A 17060-nucleotide genomic window follows, 5' to 3' on the forward strand; every position below is an offset into this window, starting at 1 on the left:
TATATTCATATAAATAATAACAAAGATAGGTAAAGCAATGAAAAAAGTCGTGATTGGATTGATGTTAGGTCTTGGCCTTTTAAGTAGCAATGTTATGGCTGGTGATATCGCCGCAGGTAAGACAAAAGCCGCTATTTGCGCAGCTTGTCACGGCCCAGATGGCGTTGCTATGATCCCTGGTTACCCGAATCTTAAAGGCCAAAATGAGCAGTATATTGTATCGTCACTAAATGCATATAAAGCAAAACAGCGTAATGGTGGCCTTGCGGTTGTCATGCAGGCTCAAGCAGCAATGCTGAATGATGCTGATATTGCTAACTTAGCGGCGTACTACGCAAGTCTTAAGTAATTCAATTACCAAGGTTTTCATGAATAAGAATCTAAGCCAGAGCTTGTTAGCTCTGGCTTTTTTTAGATTGAATGTTTTGTATAGCTATCCGATAATAGCGAAATTAATAAAGTTAAGGGATGAACATGAAAAAGATTGAAGCCATCATTAAGCCGTTTAAATTGGACGATGTACGTGAAGCTCTAGCGGATGTAGGGATCACGGGAATGACAGTATCTGAAGTGAAGGGTTTTGGCCGTCAGAAAGGGCATACAGAACTTTATCGTGGTGCTGAATACATGGTTGATTTTTTACCTAAGGTAAAACTGGAAATTGTGGTCACTGACGATGTCGCTGATCAATGTGTTGATACCATTATTGAAACGGCACAAACGGGTAAAATAGGTGATGGTAAAATATTCATCACTGAAGTTGAACGCGTGGTTCGAATTCGAACTGGTGAAGAAGACGAAGAAGCCGTATAAGAATATCAAAAGGAGCCGTAAGGCTCCTTTTTTGATTGCACAAATTTCCCCTATAACGGTGTTAGCGCCTCTGTTTTAAAGTGGTAGAAGCACGCTCTCAGCCTTATTTGATGAGACCTCGAAGCGAACCGTGTTGAGTCGATATTATTTTAAATAGGATAGGTAATGAAAAAAGTACTGGTGAGTGTTTTGTTTCTCGTAACCTTGGTTTTTCTTGGGTTTTCTATGCTTTTTTCTGTACCGCCGACACCAGAAGTGATCTCCTCTGCTGCTGGTTCAAATCAAAAGTCATTACAGTGTTTTGATAATCCATCACCAGAAGCTATTGACCAAAATGGCGAGCTAAATGTATTAGTTTGGAATATCTACAAACAGCAACGTTCCAATTGGCGTGAAGAGTTGGAATCGCTAAGTGAATATCGCCAACTGATGTTGTTGCAAGAAGCGAGCATGACAGATGAGTTAAAAGGTTGGATTGCGGAACAGTCTTGGGGAAGTAATCAAGCCAATGCATTTGAAGTTTTTAATGTGGGTGCCGGGGTATTAAACCTAGCGACAAACCTACCAATTCAGGCGTGTGCTTATACGGACCTTGAGCCTTGGTTGCGATTACCTAAATCGGCATTGAGAGCTTATTATCAACTCTCTGATGGTAGTACTTTAGGTGTGATTAACGTGCATGCAGTGAATTTTACTTTTGGAACACAAGAGTACCAGCAGCAGTTGAACAAACTCGAAAAATCCATTCGAGATCATAAAGGACCATTGATTGTCGCTGGAGATTTCAATAGTTGGAGTGATGCTCGCGTTCAAGCCATGAAGAGTTCATTGAGAGAGCTCGGGGTACAGGAAGTGCATTTTAATCCGGATAATCGAACTCAGTTTGTAACGGGGCTCACTTTGGATCATATCTTTTATCGAGGGTTAGAGCTAAAAAACGCAAAAGCGCCCATGACGGACGCTTCGGATCATAACCCTTTGCAGGTTAGCTTTAAGTTAGTGGAAACAGATTAACCAAGCAGAGACATGACGAGAATGTAGAATGCCCAGATCACGTAGTAACCAACCCAAGGAAGGGCTGAAATAACGAGAGCTTGCCCACGCTCAAATTCAGTCCAAGTCAATACAGCGGCGTAACCAAGGACAATATACCAAGGCATAAGCAGTGGCAGTGAGCTCGCAAATTGTGACCACTCATGAGTCAATGGCAGTTTAAGTAAACCATTCAGGCTATTTAAATCCGCTGCATAGATCATAACTTGGCCATGCTTCAGTAACAAACTCACGTAGCTCGCAAAATCACCAATAACCGCCGGGAACATGATCACAGATGCTGCTGCAAACCAACGCCAAAAGCTGTGCTTATGCTGGCTAGGCTTAGTGGCTAAATTAAACCAGAAAGCGAGCATAAGAATAGACATCGTACGCCCTGCGACATCACTGATGATCTCACTTGCGAGTAGTGTATTACTGTCTAATAGTTTTAACTGTTCAGGGTTAACAATCGCCAGTTGAGTTGAAAGTGCCGCACTTAGCCATTCAAAATTGACGTTCGCAAAGTAAGCGCCCCAAAATAAAAACGGGCTCAGAATCAGGATAATATAAGGTTGCCAGCCCCAAGCGCCTCGTTGATACAAAGCGAGGAAGCAAGACGTTGGCGATCGAAAAATATCGACCAACATAATTAAAGGGTTACTTGAAGGGGTCATACACTTACCTTGGTTACATCAACATATAATTTGAGTTTTTGGCCTGGTTGTAGATATTTTTTGCCAACCAGTCCATTCCATTTCGCAATATCGTTACTTTTTACTTTGAATTTACTCGCGATGCCACTCAACGTATCGCCAGAACGCACGCTATAAAAAACGGTGCGAATAATGGCACCCTCGCTGCCGTTTTTCCAGATGACAAGCTCTTGGCCAATACGAAGCGTATCTCTAGGGCCCATGCCATTCCACTTTGCTAGCGATTGGTGTGACACTTTATTTGCACGTGCAATTGTCCATAAACTGTCACCCGATTTAACTTTGTGGGTAAGCTTGTACTTACCGCGAGACGTTGCCTGAGTTTTCGCTAAGCGGTTAGAAGCACTAAGCGCATAGGCTTTATCGTCTTTGGTTGAGGTTGGGATCATCAGAAACTTACCAACACGAATGCTATTGTTGCTCATGCCGTTGGCTGAACGAATAACCTTGGTGGTGGTATTGTATTTTTTTGCTAGAACACTGAGGCTATCGCCTGATTTGATTTTATACCTAACTAATTTCATTCCCTTGCCGCGATTCGCAGCAACGTGTTGATTGAAATTGGCAACATTCTCTATGGGTAGCAAAAACTGATATGGTCCATCTGGCGCAGTTGCCCACTGGTTATAGGCTGGGTTATAGCTTTGTAACTCTTTTACACTCATGCCTGCGTATTTAGCGGCAATGGCCAGGTCAAGCTGTTCATTTGGATCTACGAGCTGTAACACTGGCGTGTTAGATATTGCAGGAAGTTTCAAACCGTATTTATCTTTGTTTGCGATAACATCTGCCAGCGCAAGCAATTTAGGTACATATCCACTGGTCTCTTTAGGAAGATCTAAAGAGAAGAAATCAATCGGTTTTCCCGCTTTTCTATTTTTTCGAATGGCACTTGATACTCGACCACCGCCACTGTTATAAGCAGCAATCGCATGGTTCCAATTACCATCAAAGCGCTTATTTAAATAGGTTAGATAATCAAGAGCGGCATCGGTAGCGGCATCGACATCGCGGCGGCCATCATACCAAAAGTTCTGTTTTAAGCCGTACATCTTCCCAGTGCCGGGAACAAATTGCCACAATCCGGCAGCACTGCCGTGAGAATACGCAAAAGCATCAAATGAACTCTCAACAACAGGAAGCAGGGCTAACTCAAGGGGGAGTCCTCTTGCTTCGATTTTTTCAGTGATGAGATATAGAAAAGGAGTCGCACGTTGAGAAACGGTTTTCAAATGATTTGGGTGTTTTAAGTACCAAGTTCGGTAGTAGTCGACACTTTTATGATTTGGAACATCAAGCTCAAGCTGCATCGCGATACGTTGCCAAACATCGTCTTGGCTTTGTGGTGTCGCTTTTACAGGAGTGGAGGTTAATTCTGTAGTTAGCGTTGGCTGTTGCGTCGCTGAGCTATCAGTATCCATGGCAGATGCATTTTGTTGTGTTTGAGTTGCCTCATCAACGACATTTGATTCATCTTGAGATGTATTGTTATTCGACTGAGTTAATTGGCAACCCGATAGTAGTAATGCCAAAACCCAGCTGTACTTAGCTCGCATTGATACAGCCTTTTTAATTTACGGCTGCTGATAATACTTGTCACTTCATACCAGTGACAAGTATCAAATCGTTAAAATTCGTTTTTCCACTCACGTAATGCAGTAAAAATTGACAGAGGATCGGTTTGTTGAGTTCTGGTTGATACTGATTTCATAATGCTTGGCTGTGTGTAGCGCAAGAATGGATTGATCCACTTTTCTTGGCGTAACGTCGTAGGAATGGTGGAGAGGTTTTGTGCTCTTAAGCGGTTGACCTGCTCTCTATATTGATGAAGTAGATCGTTGTCTGGTTCTACCGCTAATGCAAATGCGAGGTTACTGGCGGTATATTCATGCGCACAGTAAATTTCAGTCTCTTGCGGAAGTGAGAGGATTTTATTGAGTGAATCAAACATCTGCTGTGATGTGCCTTCAAATATACGACCACAACCTGCCGAGAACAGAACATCCCCACAGAAGAGTTTTCCATCACCCACATAGCCAATGTGACCTTTAGTATGCCCTGGTAGGCCAAGCACTAAGAATACTTCGCCAAATAGCTCTAACTGATCGCCATCTTCCATTGGGTGGGTAAGGGTAGGTATGGGTTCATGTTTAGGCCCAACAACATCAATGGTTGGGTACTGTCTAACGAGCTCAGGCACTCCTCCAATATGATCATTGTGATGGTGAGTGATAATAATGGCATCGAGAGTGAGATCGTGCTCTTTTATGTAGGCTAAAACCGGTTTTGAGTCACCAGGATCGACAACAGCGCAACGTCGGTCGCTATTTTGAATTAGCCAGATGTAATTGTCATTAAATGCGGGTATGCTTTTGATATGTAACATTGTCGATTCTCCAGCCTCTAAATGTGAGACAGGTTATTAATGAAGCCAGCACGTAGCCCGAAAAAGCTTGAAAAGCCCTATTCATGGTCGGAAATAAAAAACGGCCAGTGGGTATGTGAATCTATCCAAACTCGGCTTGATGAGTGGTGCCCTAAACTATTTGGCTATCATATGCTAAAACTTGGCGGGCTGAGTTGTGAGCTTGCCAGTTGCACCTGTAATATTCAACATCAAGTTAACTTAGATTTGAAAAATCCGCTGCACAATGTGATAGCGGATGCGAATCACCTTCCTTTTTTGGAAAAAAGCTTTGATACGGTCGTGCTCGCGCATCAGTTAGATTACGCCAACGATCCACATCGAATATTACGCGAAGTTGATCGGGTAATGATGGATGACGGGTATTTGATCATCACTGGCTATAACCCTTTTAGTTTTACCGGGCTGGCAAGCTTGTTTCCATGGCGGAAGAAAAATTTTCCGTGGAGTGGTCGAATGTACACGCCGAATCGAATCAAAGATTGGTTGGGTGTGCTTAATTATCAAGTGGTGCATTGTGATACCTATGCGCTGTTTCCGATGCAAAGATATCAAACGATGTGGACTTGGCTTGAGAATAGCTTGGGTGATTGGGCATCCCCGATGGGCAGCATGTACTTTATCGTCGCCAGAAAAAGAACCTACCCACTCAAACCGCTTAAACCTCATTGGAAGCTTAAGCGTCGTTTATCGCCATTAGGGGTAAATTATAGTGTGGGTAAAGATAAGCCATAGACTTAACTGGTCGGTTGGTAGCCGACATCCTCTTCCGTTGGCGCTTCGGCCGCGGCTCTGGCGATATCATCACAAATTTCGTTTTCACGATGGCCTGCATGGCCTTTTACCCATTTCCATTCAACTTGGTGCCTTGCTGTTTCTGTATCAAGTGCTTTCCAGAGATCTGAATTTTTTACAGGTTTTTTGTCTGATGTCATCCAGTTGCGTTTTTTCCAATTATGGATCCACTGAGTGATCCCCTGTCTTACATATTGGCTATCCGTAGTAAGTACAACTTGGCAGGGCTCTTTTAACGTTTGCAACGCCACCACCGCGGCAAGCATTTCCATGCGATTGTTGGTGGTTAAGGTATACCCTTTGGAGAGCGTTTTTTCGGTCTGTTTATAACGCAATACGATCCCATATCCACCGGGTCCAGGATTACCTAAACAGGAACCATCTGTGAAAATTTCAACTTGTTTAGCCATGATTTGATACTATTAGCAGAAGCACATAATTCACATAGTCTGACATACATATCATTATGAATACCAGTAACAATTCTGAACAGAAACGTATCATCGTATTAGATACGGAAACCACAGGTATGAATACCGAAGGTGGTCCACATTACCTTGGTCATCGCATTATCGAGATTGGCGCGGTGGAGATCATTAACCGTAAATTGACCGGTCGTCATTTTCATGTGTATGTGAAAGCTGATCGAGAGATCCAAGCGGAAGCGGTTGAAGTTCACGGCATCACCGATGAATTCTTGATCGATAAGCCCTTTTATCAAGATGTGCATGAAGAGTTCCTTGAGTTTATTAAAGGTGCTGAGCTGGTGGCCCATAACGCTCCCTTCGATACGGGCTTTATGGATTACGAGTTTGAAAAACTTGATCCTGCAATAGGTAAGACGGCAGACTACTGCAAAGTGACAGATACGTTAGCCATGGCGAAGAAGATCTTCCCGGGCAAGCGTAATAACCTTGATATTCTTTGTGATCGATACGGCATAGATAACTCTCACCGAACCCTCCACGGCGCATTGCTCGATGCGGAGATATTGGCTGATGTTTACCTGTTGATGACGGGTGGTCAAACGACGTTACAGTTTAACGCAGGACAGCAAGGTGGTGTCGACGTCATAAAACGAGCGGATTCTGGACGGAAAGCATTAAAGGTTTTACATGCAACGGCCGATGAACTAGATGCACATCAGTCCCGTTTAGATATCGTTGAAGAGAACGGAAGTTGCCTCTGGCGCATTTAGGAGAATATATGTTGAGGATTTTTGCTACTTTCAGTTTGTTATTGGTCACTTTGAGCGCATGGGCGACACCTGAATCCTCAATGTCGCTACTCGATAATCGATTTCGAGTGGATCCAACGATCGAGCAGATAACATTTGTCATTTATAGAGCTAAAGATTCTCAACCTGTTGTGTTAGTGCGCCCTGATGGTAAAAAATATTACTCATGGCGATCGCCTGATAGCGTCCGTTGGTATCAAGAATCATCGATGGATATTATCTCTATTGATAAACCTATGGCGGGCCCGTGGCAGGCGGTAGGGCAAGTGTCACCCAAGAATAATATTAAATTATTGTCACACCTCACTTTGGGGACAGACCGATTTCCAAATCGTCTGTATAAAACTGAATTCTTAAAGTTTACCGCTCAGCTCAAAACAGGTGATAAACCATTGGTGCTACGTGACTTCTTAGATCGCGTGAAACTAAAGGTGACGTTTACTAAGTTTATTGAGAATGAAGATGAGTTGGTGAAAGAGGCTCGTCCAATCCCCATTGTGGTTGGTGAATTTCTTGATGACGGTAAACAGTTAGACGAAAAAGCGGGCGATGGTGTGTTTACGGTAGGCTTACCGATAGAAGTTGAGCCAGGTAAATACCGGGTTCGAGTCACGTCAGGTAACGGTGTATTTTTAAGAGCTCAAGAGAGTACGGTATTAGTGTACCCTTCACCGATTTCCACCACGTTTATTCAGTCTAGAAAAGAGGGTGTGGACCATAATATTGTGATCTCAGGAGAGCAAGGGATGATTGCTCCGGGAACGATCGCGGCTCATATTGAACAGCTGACACCGACTGATCTTATCAACTATGTTGAAGGCCAAGCGGAGAAAGAGGCGTTTAAAGTCTCATTGATGCTAGAGAACCACCTTGAATTAGGAAAGTACTCTTGGAATGGGCGCATATTCGCGACAGACGCCGCCACACAGCGCGGCTTGGTTTTTCCAATAAGTGAGCAGACTTATAGTGTCGTAAAAGATGTTGATATAGAAGAGTCGAGGCGTCTTCAAGAAGAGGCGCTTGCCGCGCAGAAAAAGATAGAAATGGAGCAGCAGATGCTTGCAGCCCGTGAAGCGGCAAGGCAGAAAAGTATGATGGTTATTGCGATAGGAAATGTCGTGGTGATCATTTTAGGACTATTAGTGTGGTTCGTGATTGGCAAGATCCGAGCGAAAAAGGCGGCATTACCAGAGATGCAACTTGCTGCTCCAAAGAAATAAGTAAATCGCGGAATTTAAGAAGGGACCTCTATTTAATAGAAGTCCCTTTTTGTTACTCACATCTTATATTTAAAGCGTTGTCCCAATTCCACGCATCAATATTCTACGCATCAATTAAGCGACATTATCCATGCTTGGGATTTGGGGCTTTGCCGCGAGCTCTTCCGGCTCAAACTCATCAACATTGATTGTGTACAAACGATGGATTTCAGCCTGTCTCAGAAGTGAGGCTTCCTGTTCGTTGATCAAACCTCGCTCTAAACCTATGTCGGCAATCAGATCAAGGCGTAAGAATGGTCGACGTTCGTTTATCGCTTTACATACTTTCGTAAACACCGGCTCTGCTTCTAAAATAATCTCAAGTGCCAGTTCAATTCTTCCTACAGGGTTATTCTCCGTTGGTTCCAAGTATTGTCCACGACCGATACGTGAGCGTGACGCTGACGGTGTTTGTAGGATCTGTGCAACTTGGCTATCCAACTTATCATTTGGCGCTGAACGAACGCGTCCATAAGGAAGTAGAATAAAGCGTAAACAACCACCAATCACTCGGTTCGGGAAGTTAGCTAAGAAGTCATCAATGGCTTTTTCTGTTTGTTTTAAGCTGTCTTGTAGGCCCCAATGTACAAGTGGCAAATCTTCGACCTGACGTCCATCATCTTCAAAGCGCTTTAACGTTGCAGAGCTTAAATATAGCTGGCTTAGAATATCGCCTAAACGAGCAGATAAACGCTCTTTACGCTTGAGCGAACCCCCAAGTACAACCATTGACACATCTGAAAGCAAAGCAAGGTTTGCACTGTAACGATTCAGTTGTTGGTAGTATCGCTTAGTTGCATCAGAGGTTGGTGAGTGTGAGCCGATGCCGTCAGTCAAACCGAACCAGAAGCTACGGATCAAATTACTGATTGTGAAACAAGTGTGTCCTGCAAGAGCAGCATCAAATTTTTCAACAGCATCAGAACTCTCTGAGTAAGCCGCATTCATTTCAGTGAGCACGTATGGATGGCAACGAATCGCTCCTTGACCGTAAATAATCATCGAACGGGTAAGAATGTTGGCACCTTCCACAGTGACAGCGATAGGAGCGCCTTGGTAGCTACGTGCAAGGAAGTTCGATGGGCCTAAACATATCCCTTTACCACCAGCGATATCCATTGCATCAATAACACTTCGTTGGCCACGGTGAGTACAGTGATATTTTACTATCGCTGAAATAACCGATGGTTTTTCACCGAGGTCGATCCCGGCGACGGTTAAATTACTTGCCGCATCCATTACATAGGCGTTGCCTGCAATACGTGCTAGTGGCTCTTCGATGCCTTCCATTTTGCCTATAGGTTGTTTGAATTGACGACGAATTCTCGCGTAAGCGCCAGTGGCTAGTGCTGCTGTTTTTAAACCACCTGTTGCATTTGACGGTAGCGTAATGCCTCGACCGACAGATAAGCATTCCACCAGCATTTTCCAGCCTTGGCCTGCCATCTTAGAACCGCCAATAATGAAGCTCAAAGGTACAAAAATATCATTAGCGCGAGTTGGCCCGTTGTGGAATGGCACATTAAGTGGGAAGTGTCGTGTACCAATCTCAATCCCTTTAAGATGAGTCGGTATCAGTGCACAAGTGATGCCTAGATCTTCTTTATCGCCGAGTAACGCATCTGGGTCGCGAAGCTTAAATGCAAGCCCAAGAACAGTCGCTACAGGTGCTAAAGTGATGTAGCGTTTATTCCACGTCAGGCGCATACCAAGAACTTCTTCGCCTTCCCATTCCCCTTTACATACCACACCAAAATCAGGGATAGAACCAGCATCAGAACCCGCTTCTGGACTCGTCAATGCAAAACATGGGATCTCTTTACCTTCTGCAAGTCGAGGTAGGTAGTAATCACATTGATCTTTAGTTCCATAGTGTTGCAGTAATTCACCAGGGCCAAGAGAGTTTGGAACACCTACGGTAGAAGATAAAACACCAGAAACCCCGGTAAGTTTTTGTAGAACTAAGGACTGCGCATAGGCTGAAAATTCTAATCCGCCATACTTCTTCTTGATGATCATGGCGAAAAATTTGTGGTCTTTTAGATATTGCCAAACTTCTGGAGAGAGGTCTGCCGATTCATGAGTGACTTGGTAATCATTGACCATTGCACATACTTCATTAACAGGACCATCTAAAAACGCCTGCTCCTCTTTTGAAAGCGTAGGTGGCGTTATATTGTGAAGTTTGTCCCACTGAGGTTTACCTTTAAATAGCTCTGCTTCCCACCAAACGGTACCTGCATCTAAGGCTTCTTTCTCCGTTTGTGACATGGCTGGAAGGACTGTTTTGAAGATTTTCAGAGCTTTTCGACTGATAAGGCTTTGACGAATACTAGGGACGGAGAAAACGGCGACAGATAAAGCATAAGTACACCAACCTATAAGCCCCGCATAACCAAAGGCGGTAAGTGCAAGCATGGTAGCGGTAAGTAATAACAGTGACCGAGTGAGTGATGTGCGGTGGTAGAAGCACAGTCCTAACACGACTGTAAATCCTAATATAGAGAGCAAGATATCCATAAATATGTCCTTATCAAACGCGTTTCTCGTGTGCACGTTTGTCTGTTTTAAAATCCCTGACCTAACAGGAGAGGTCTAACCAGTTACAAGTGTAAATGAAATATTAACAAAATGTAAAATATCTAACTGTATAAAAAGTGATCTAAGTAGAGTAAACGTTCTAAAATTGCGATCTTGGTGCTGATTAACTGAACAAATAGAGTGATGGAGTGGAATAAAACTTGGTTTCTTGAAGCTTAACTATCGACACTCTGAAATGTTTGTGGGTAAACTCAAAGTAATAAACGGCTCTCATTCCTAATTGAGTTAATTTGTTTGCAGTTGGTTTTTGTAAGGCGTTTTTACGCGACAATAATGCTGCATAACAATAATGTTGCAAAATCATAAAGAGACACGCTATGTATCAAGATCTAATTAAAAATGAGCTAACAGAAGCGGCTGACGTATTAAATGCATTTTTATCGGATGACCATAATATTGCCCAAATTGAAGCGGCAGCTAAAATGATTGCTGACTCGTTTAAACAGGGTGGCAAAGTGTTATCTTGTGGTAACGGTGGCTCACACTGTGATGCGATGCATTTTGCTGAAGAACTAACCGGGCGTTATCGTGAGGATCGTCCTGGCTATCCTGGTATTGCGATTTCAGACCCAAGCCACCTTTCATGTGTAAGTAATGACTTTGGTTATAACTTTGTGTTCTCGCGTTACTTAGAAGCTGTGGGCAGTAAAGGTGATGTATTGTTTGGACTTTCCACTTCTGGAAACTCAGCAAACATTCTTAATGCGATTGATGCCGCTAAAGCGAAAGGCATGAAGAGCATTGCTTTGACGGGCAAAGATGGAGGCAAAATGGCGGGTTGTGCTGATATTGAAATTCGCGTGCCGCATTTTGGATATGCTGATCGTATCCAAGAGATCCATATCAAAATTATTCATATCATTATCCAACTCATTGAAAAAGAGATGGAATAAGCAACATACCATTGATTCAACATTGGCGCGAAAGTGAGCGCCAATGATGGTTTATATATTAGGGAGTAAGTTAAGCCATGTGTGAATTGCTCGGAATGAGCGCTAATGTTCCAACCGATATCTGTTTTAGTTTTACCGGTTTGATGCAACGTGGTGGAAACACTGGACCTCATCGTGATGGCTGGGGGATTACTTTTTATGAAGGTAAAGGTTTTCGTACCTTTAAGGATCCTAACCCGAGCTGTGAGTCTAAAATTGCTGAATTAGTTCAGAATTATCCGATCAAAAGTCGAGCTGTCATTAGTCATATCAGGCAAGCGAACCGTGGTGGTGTTAATTTAGAGAATACTCATCCTTTCACCCGTGAGCTATGGGGACGTTACTGGACTTTTGCTCATAATGGGCAGTTGACTGAGTACCAAGAGCTCAATTCAGGGCGCTTCCGTCCCGTGGGCGAAACCGATAGTGAAATGGCTTTTTGCTGGCTCGTTAAACAGTTAGAAGAGCGATACCCTGAGCCTCCACAAGATATGGAAGGCATGTTTCGCTATGTTGCTCAGTGCTGTGAGAAGCTAAAAGAGAAAGGTGTATTTAATATGTTGCTCAGTGATGGTGAATACGTCATGACATATTGTACCAATCATCTTTACTGGATCACTCGCCGAGCGCCTTTTGGTAAAGCGAGCTTGATTGATGAAGACGTTGAAATTAACTTTCAAGAAGAGACGACACCCAATGATGTTGTATCCGTCATTGCGACTCAACCTTTAACGGATAATGAACAGTGGCACCGAATGAAACCGAATGAATTCGCGTTATTCCACTTTGGTGAACTGATCGATGGGAATGCGGAAGCGTTAGTGGATGTGGCTTATGCGCCTGCTAAAGTTGCCAGCCAAGCTCCGACTCAGCCGCTAGAGTAATTTATTGTTCGTCACACAAACATTTGTCTAAGTTCGGCTTTTCGGTCATCAACTGTGATGGCGTCAATACCGAACTTAGAACATGTTTACGGGTTTATTTCTTAAATGGGTTACTCTTCTGCGTAGCCATGCTCACCAAGTATCTTACCATCTAAATGCGCTTTTCCATCTATCATGGCTAATCGGCCTTCAATAAACCATTTAGTCACCAGAGGGTAAATTTGGTGCTCTTGAGTTAATACTCGCTCGGCAAGATCTTCAGCACTATCGTCAGGAAATACGGGGACTTTGGCTTGTAAAACAACAGGCCCACCATCTAACTCTTCTGTCACAAAGTGAACACTTGTTCCGTGTTCTTTATCTTGTGCGTCAATGGCGCGTTGATGAGTATGTAAGCCTGGGTATTTAGGAAGCAGGGAAGGGTGGATGTTCAGCATCTTTCCTACGTAGCGCTGGACAAACTCTCGGCTCAGAATTCGCATATACCCCGCGAGAATGATCAGATCCGGTTGGTAAGCGTCAATTTGGCACATTAACTCATGATCAAACTCTTTTCTTGAATCATGGTTGAGAGGGTCAACGAAATGCGCACTTACGCCCGATTTTTTTGCTCGCTGTAAACCATAAGCATCTTGCTTGTTGGAAAATACCGCACACACTTTTGCATCGGTGATTGAAGATTCGCAAGCATCTAATATTGCTTGTAGATTACTACCACTACCAGAAATTAAAACGACAATATTTTTCATGCTGTTGGCTCAACGTTAGAATGTCAGATAGACAATGTACTTAGAAATTATAGGGTTTTCTATAGGCTAGATAGCAGAATGAGGACTCAAGAGCCCTCATTCATTAAACTAAGTTATGATTTGAAATGAATCAGTTGATCTCAACTTGTTCTTCATTTTCAGCGGCAATGGCAATCTCACCGATAACCCAAGCATTCTCACCTTCCGCTTTGAGAAGTTCCACAGCTGCATCGGCTTGATCTTTAGGTAGAGCAACCACAAGACCTACGCCACAGTTGAACGTGCGGTACATCTCAAATGTGTCCACATTGCCTTTCTCTTGTAGCCAGCTAAAAATTGCAGGCCATTCCCAGCTTTTACCATCGATGACAGCTTTCGTGCCTTCAGGTAGTACGCGAGGGATATTTTCCCAAAAACCGCCGCCAGTAATGTGTGAGATAGCGTGAATATCATGTTCAGCAATCATTTTTAGTGCTGACTTAATGTAAATCTTTGTTGGCTCAAGAAGGTGTTCGCCAATTGTGCGACCTTCTAGCTCTTCATTCTTATCAGCACCAGAGACTTCAAGCACTTTACGAATTAAAGAGTACCCATTGGAGTGAGGGCCGCTAGAGCCGACAGCGATAAGCGCATCACCAGCGGCAACCTTAGTGCCATCGATAATGTCTTCTTTTTCTACTACGCCAACGCAGAAGCCTGCAACGTCGTAGTCTTCGCCTTCATACATCCCTGGCATTTCAGCGGTTTCACCACCAATTAGAGCACAGCCAGCTTGGACACAACCTTCCGCAATACCAGACACAACATCAGCTGCCGTATCAACGTCCAGTTTTCCAGTTGCGTAGTAATCTAGGAAGAAAAGAGGCTCACCACCTTGAACGATAAGATCGTTCACACACATCGCCACTAGATCAATACCAATGGTGTCATGTTTTTTCATATCCAAAGCAAGGCGGAGTTTAGTTCCAACGCCATCGGTACCAGAAACTAGTACGGGTTCTTTGTATTTAGTTGGAAGTTGACAAAGGGCACCAAAGCCACCAATGCCACCCATCACTTCTGGGCGACGAGTGCGTTTTACGGCACCTTTAATACGGTCAACTAGTGCATTACCTGCATCGATATCTACGCCTGCGTCTTTGTAGCTTAAAGAAGAGTTATTACCGCTCACGGGACAGTCCTCGGTCTTAAGTTAGATGTGAAAACGGCGCTATTCTACCAGTGCTTAAACTCAAAGAGCAAACGTTTGCGCAAGTTTTTTTATTTGTCATTTCCGTTGAAACTGTTCACCTATTGATCTATCAAGGCATGAGCTCAAATGACCGAAGTATTTTCACTCTTTTATGAAACACAGAATAAGTTATTAGCCTTTTGTAAATTCATAATTGACACAGTTTTGCTGGGGATTTTCTCTGAAACTTTGCATGGAAAGATGTATAATCTGAAGGTTTATTTAAATATTGCCTAAAAACCGGAGATGGAAATGAAAGTTGTTGAAGTAAAACACCCGCTAGTTAAGCATAAAATTGGCCTAATGCGCGAAGGTGACATTAGTACTAAGCGTTTCCGCGAGCTAGCAACTGAAGTGGGTAGCCTACTGACTTACGAAGCAACCTCAGATTTTGAGACAGAGCGTGTGACAATTGAAGGTTGGAATGGTCCTGTTGAAGTGGATCAAATTAAAGGTAAAAAAGTGACGGTTGTTCCTATTCTTCGTGCTGGTCTTGGCATGATGGATGGTGTGTTAGAGCATATGCCAAGTGCTCGTATTAGTGTTGTTGGTATCTATCGTGATGAAGAAACACTAGAACCAGTACCGTACTTCAACAAGCTAGCATCAAACATTGATGAGCGCATTGCATTAGTTGTTGATCCAATGTTAGCGACTGGCGGTTCTATGATTGCAACCTTAGATCTACTGAAAGAACAAGGCTGTAAGGTATTTAAAGTGCTAGTACTTGTCGCGGCTCCTGAAGGCATTGAAGCGCTTAAAAAAGCACACCCAGATGTAGAGCTTTATACTGCTGCAATCGATGAAAAATTGAATGATAAAGGTTACATCGTTCCTGGTTTAGGTGATGCAGGCGATAAGATCTTCGGTACTAAATAATCTCTACCTTGGTAGGGTTTAAAATCGATTAGAAAATAAAAAGCCATACCGATTAAGGTATGGCTTTTTTTGTGTGCTCGATTTTTATTCGATTTTCAGCGAAAACTAACGCTCACTCTCTTCCATTTGAGCATTATCGACAATATGGTTTTCACCCATCTCATGGGGCAAAATTAAGTTAAGTAGGATTGCGACAATACCACATAAACTTACGCCTTGTAGGCTAAAGTCACCTACACCCAGAGCCATACCACCAATACCAAAGACTAGCGTTACAGCAACGATGACTAAGTTGCGAGACTTGTGCAGATCCACATTGTTCTTGATTAGAGTATTAAGGCCAACCGTTGCAATTGAACCGAATAGCAGAATCATAATACCACCCATAACAGGCACAGGAATGGTCTGTAATAGCGCGCCAAGTTTGCCAACAAGTGCAAGAACAATCGCGGTAATCGCCGCCCAAGTCATAATGACAGGGTTAAATGCTTTGGTCAGCATTACTGCACCAGTGACTTCACTGTAAGTTGTATTCGGTGGCGCTCCAACCATAGAGGCTGCAATTGTCGCAATTCCGTCGCCAGCAATGGTTCTGTGTAGACCTGGTTTTTTAAGGTAATTTTTACCTGTTACGTTAGAGATTGCGAGCATATCACCTACGTGTTCAACTGCTGGTGCAATGGCGACAGGGATCATGAATAAAATCGCGTTGATGTTGAATTCAGGGAACGTAAAGTTTGGCATTGAAAGCCAAGATGCCTGTGCAACAGGAGTGAAATCAACTACGCCATAGAATAGGCTTAAGACATAACCCGCTAAGATACCGCCAGCAATAGGTAGTAATCGAAGAAAGCCTTTACCGATAGTGCTGATTGCAATAGTCGTGAACAGCGACACACTCGAAATCCATAATGCCGCGCTACCATCGATAAGTTGAATTGCGCCATCGCCACTCTTACCTAGCGCCATGTTTACCGCTGTTGGTGCAAGACCTAAACCAATCACCATAATCACTGGGCCAACCACAACTGGTGGAAGAATCTTATGAATGATCTCTACGCCTTTCACCTTGATTAAAGCACCCATCAATACATACACAACCCCAGCGGCCATTAAGCCACCCATGGTTGCGCCAATTCCCCAAGTTTGAATGCCGAACATGATTGGTGCAATAAACGCAAAAGAAGAAGCTAAGAAAATCGGGACGGTACGTTTGGTGATAAATTGAAATAAAAGTGTACCAACGCCTGCGCCAAATAGAGCAACGCTTGGATCTAACCCTGTTAATAATGGAACAAGAACTAATGCGCCGAAGGCGACAAATAGCATTTGTGCACCTTGAATTGCATTTTTCATATTTGGTATCCCTGTAAGTCTGAAAATAAAATTTGCAGGATTCTACCACTCTGCAAACGATTGCTTTAGTGTTTTGATCAAAAAAAACTGGCAAATAGCAAAAAAAGTTAATGTTTGTTGAGATAATCGACAATAAAGGTGCAAATTTTCA

16 protein-coding genes and 1 pseudogene are annotated in these 17060 nt (G+C 43.3%); 9 read left to right on the forward strand and 8 right to left on the reverse strand.

Annotation, left to right across the window (positions count from 1 at the left end; all coding sequences use genetic code 11):
- The first annotated feature begins 37 nt into the window (after window positions 1-37).
- The 3 genes from OCV39_RS03560 to OCV39_RS03570 all read left to right on the forward strand — a co-directional run bounded on the left by OCV39_RS03560 (window position 38) and on the right by OCV39_RS03570 (window position 1827).
- The gene (locus OCV39_RS03560) at window positions 38-349 is read left to right on the forward strand and encodes a c-type cytochrome (protein WP_017053967.1); all 312 of its coding nucleotides are present in this window, start codon (window positions 38-40) and stop codon (window positions 347-349) included.
- 125 nt (window positions 350-474) lie between these two features.
- Entirely contained in the window at window positions 475-813 is a 339-nt protein-coding gene (gene glnB / locus OCV39_RS03565; RefSeq protein ID WP_017053966.1) for a nitrogen regulatory protein P-II, read from the forward strand.
- 165 nt (window positions 814-978) lie between these two features.
- Window positions 979-1827 carry an endonuclease/exonuclease/phosphatase family protein gene (locus OCV39_RS03570; protein WP_261888974.1) on the forward strand — a complete coding sequence of 283 codons (849 nt, stop codon included), beginning with the start codon at window positions 979-981 and terminating at the stop codon, window positions 1825-1827.
- Here the strand turns inward: OCV39_RS03570 and OCV39_RS03575 are convergent.
- The 3 genes and pseudogenes from OCV39_RS03575 to gloB all read right to left on the reverse strand — a co-directional run bounded on the left by OCV39_RS03575 (window position 1824) and on the right by gloB (window position 4947).
- A complete protein-coding gene (locus tag OCV39_RS03575; RefSeq protein ID WP_017053964.1) occupies window positions 1824-2522 on the reverse strand; it encodes a YIP1 family protein in 699 nt (232 codons plus the stop codon). The two genes, OCV39_RS03570 and OCV39_RS03575, sit on opposite strands and share 4 nt — an antisense overlap.
- Window positions 2519-3928, reverse strand: a pseudogene (locus OCV39_RS03580) (LysM peptidoglycan-binding domain-containing protein); the annotation flags it as partial. The gene OCV39_RS03575 and the pseudogene OCV39_RS03580, both read right to left, overlap by 4 nt.
- Window positions 3929-4188: 260 nt before the next feature.
- Complete coding sequence (gloB, locus tag OCV39_RS03585; RefSeq protein ID WP_261888978.1) at window positions 4189-4947, reverse strand: hydroxyacylglutathione hydrolase; 759 nt, start codon at window positions 4945-4947, stop codon at window positions 4189-4191.
- Window positions 4948-4986: 39 nt separating this feature from the next.
- On the opposite strand from gloB, the gene OCV39_RS03590 reads away from it, so the two are divergent.
- The gene (locus tag OCV39_RS03590) at window positions 4987-5721 is read left to right on the forward strand and encodes a class I SAM-dependent methyltransferase (protein WP_261888980.1); all 735 of its coding nucleotides are present in this window, start codon (window positions 4987-4989) and stop codon (window positions 5719-5721) included.
- Between the two features lie 2 nt (window positions 5722-5723).
- Here the strand turns inward: OCV39_RS03590 and rnhA are convergent, their stop codons facing one another.
- On the reverse strand, window positions 5724-6191 hold the full coding sequence (gene rnhA, locus OCV39_RS03595) for a ribonuclease HI (RefSeq protein ID WP_113799027.1): 468 nt from the start codon (window positions 6189-6191) through the stop codon (window positions 5724-5726).
- Between the two features lie 56 nt (window positions 6192-6247).
- On the opposite strand from rnhA, the gene dnaQ reads away from it, so the two are divergent.
- The gene (gene dnaQ, locus OCV39_RS03600; RefSeq protein ID WP_017054254.1) at window positions 6248-6979 is read left to right on the forward strand and encodes a DNA polymerase III subunit epsilon; all 732 of its coding nucleotides are present in this window, start codon (window positions 6248-6250) and stop codon (window positions 6977-6979) included.
- A gap of 8 nt (window positions 6980-6987) precedes the next feature.
- Entirely contained in the window at window positions 6988-8238 is a 1251-nt protein-coding gene (locus tag OCV39_RS03605; RefSeq protein WP_113799026.1) for a TIGR03503 family protein, read from the forward strand.
- A gap of 114 nt (window positions 8239-8352) precedes the next feature.
- On the opposite strand, the gene fadE is transcribed toward OCV39_RS03605, so the two are convergent.
- Window positions 8353-10797, reverse strand: a complete 2445-nt coding sequence (fadE, locus tag OCV39_RS03610) for an acyl-CoA dehydrogenase FadE (protein ID WP_113799025.1) — start codon at window positions 10795-10797, stop codon at window positions 8353-8355.
- Between the two features lie 398 nt (window positions 10798-11195).
- On the opposite strand from fadE, the gene lpcA reads away from it, so the two are divergent.
- Together lpcA and OCV39_RS03620 are read left to right on the forward strand one after the other, a co-directional pair.
- Complete coding sequence (gene lpcA / locus OCV39_RS03615; RefSeq protein WP_113799024.1) at window positions 11196-11771, forward strand: D-sedoheptulose 7-phosphate isomerase; 576 nt, start codon at window positions 11196-11198, stop codon at window positions 11769-11771.
- A 77-nt stretch (window positions 11772-11848) separates the two neighbouring features.
- Complete coding sequence (locus OCV39_RS03620) at window positions 11849-12694, forward strand: class II glutamine amidotransferase (protein WP_017054249.1); 846 nt, start codon at window positions 11849-11851, stop codon at window positions 12692-12694.
- A 110-nt stretch (window positions 12695-12804) separates the two neighbouring features.
- On the opposite strand, the gene purN is transcribed toward OCV39_RS03620, so the two are convergent.
- Window positions 12805-13443 carry a phosphoribosylglycinamide formyltransferase gene (purN, locus tag OCV39_RS03625; RefSeq protein ID WP_261888984.1) on the reverse strand — a complete coding sequence of 213 codons (639 nt, stop codon included), beginning with the start codon at window positions 13441-13443 and terminating at the stop codon, window positions 12805-12807.
- 130 nt (window positions 13444-13573) lie between these two features.
- Complete coding sequence (gene purM / locus OCV39_RS03630; protein WP_261888985.1) at window positions 13574-14614, reverse strand: phosphoribosylformylglycinamidine cyclo-ligase; 1041 nt, start codon at window positions 14612-14614, stop codon at window positions 13574-13576.
- Window positions 14615-14926: 312 nt separating this feature from the next.
- Here purM and upp point away from each other — a divergent pair, with 312 nt between their 5' ends.
- Window positions 14927-15553: a uracil phosphoribosyltransferase gene (gene upp / locus OCV39_RS03635; protein WP_017054245.1), complete on the forward strand. Its 627-nt coding sequence runs from the start codon at window positions 14927-14929 to the stop codon at window positions 15551-15553.
- A 105-nt stretch (window positions 15554-15658) separates the two neighbouring features.
- Here upp and OCV39_RS03640 read toward each other — a convergent pair whose 3' ends face one another.
- Window positions 15659-16909: a uracil-xanthine permease family protein gene (locus tag OCV39_RS03640; protein WP_113799021.1), complete on the reverse strand. Its 1251-nt coding sequence runs from the start codon at window positions 16907-16909 to the stop codon at window positions 15659-15661.
- Window positions 16910-17060 lie beyond the last annotated feature (151 nt).

Origin of the sequence: Vibrio cortegadensis, from assembly GCF_024347395.1 — a bacterium.
In the GTDB taxonomy this organism is placed as follows: Bacteria; Pseudomonadota; Gammaproteobacteria; order Enterobacterales; family Vibrionaceae; genus Vibrio; species Vibrio cortegadensis.

Excerpts from the sequence above, each read along its gene's own strand:
- fadE (WP_113799025.1), bottom strand. The coding sequence starts at position 10,797 with ATGGATATCTTGCTCTCTATATTAGGATTTACAGTCGTGTTAGGACTG.
- OCV39_RS03575 (WP_017053964.1), bottom strand. The coding sequence starts at position 2,522 with ATGACCCCTTCAAGTAACCCTTTAATTATGTTGGTCGATATTTTTCGA.
- dnaQ (WP_017054254.1), top strand. The coding sequence starts at position 6,248 with ATGAATACCAGTAACAATTCTGAACAGAAACGTATCATCGTATTAGAT.
- gloB (WP_261888978.1), bottom strand. The coding sequence starts at position 4,947 with ATGTTACATATCAAAAGCATACCCGCATTTAATGACAATTACATCTGG.
- OCV39_RS03570 (WP_261888974.1), top strand. The coding sequence starts at position 979 with ATGAAAAAAGTACTGGTGAGTGTTTTGTTTCTCGTAACCTTGGTTTTT.
- purN (WP_261888984.1), bottom strand. The coding sequence starts at position 13,443 with ATGAAAAATATTGTCGTTTTAATTTCTGGTAGTGGTAGTAATCTACAA.
- rnhA (WP_113799027.1), bottom strand. The coding sequence starts at position 6,191 with ATGGCTAAACAAGTTGAAATTTTCACAGATGGTTCCTGTTTAGGTAAT.
- upp (WP_017054245.1), top strand. The coding sequence starts at position 14,927 with ATGAAAGTTGTTGAAGTAAAACACCCGCTAGTTAAGCATAAAATTGGC.
- OCV39_RS03640 (WP_113799021.1), bottom strand. The coding sequence starts at position 16,909 with ATGAAAAATGCAATTCAAGGTGCACAAATGCTATTTGTCGCCTTCGGC.
- glnB (WP_017053966.1), top strand. The coding sequence starts at position 475 with ATGAAAAAGATTGAAGCCATCATTAAGCCGTTTAAATTGGACGATGTA.
- OCV39_RS03605 (WP_113799026.1), top strand. The coding sequence starts at position 6,988 with ATGTTGAGGATTTTTGCTACTTTCAGTTTGTTATTGGTCACTTTGAGC.
- OCV39_RS03560 (WP_017053967.1), top strand. The coding sequence starts at position 38 with ATGAAAAAAGTCGTGATTGGATTGATGTTAGGTCTTGGCCTTTTAAGT.
- OCV39_RS03620 (WP_017054249.1), top strand. The coding sequence starts at position 11,849 with ATGTGTGAATTGCTCGGAATGAGCGCTAATGTTCCAACCGATATCTGT.
- OCV39_RS03590 (WP_261888980.1), top strand. The coding sequence starts at position 4,987 with ATGAAGCCAGCACGTAGCCCGAAAAAGCTTGAAAAGCCCTATTCATGG.
- lpcA (WP_113799024.1), top strand. The coding sequence starts at position 11,196 with ATGTATCAAGATCTAATTAAAAATGAGCTAACAGAAGCGGCTGACGTA.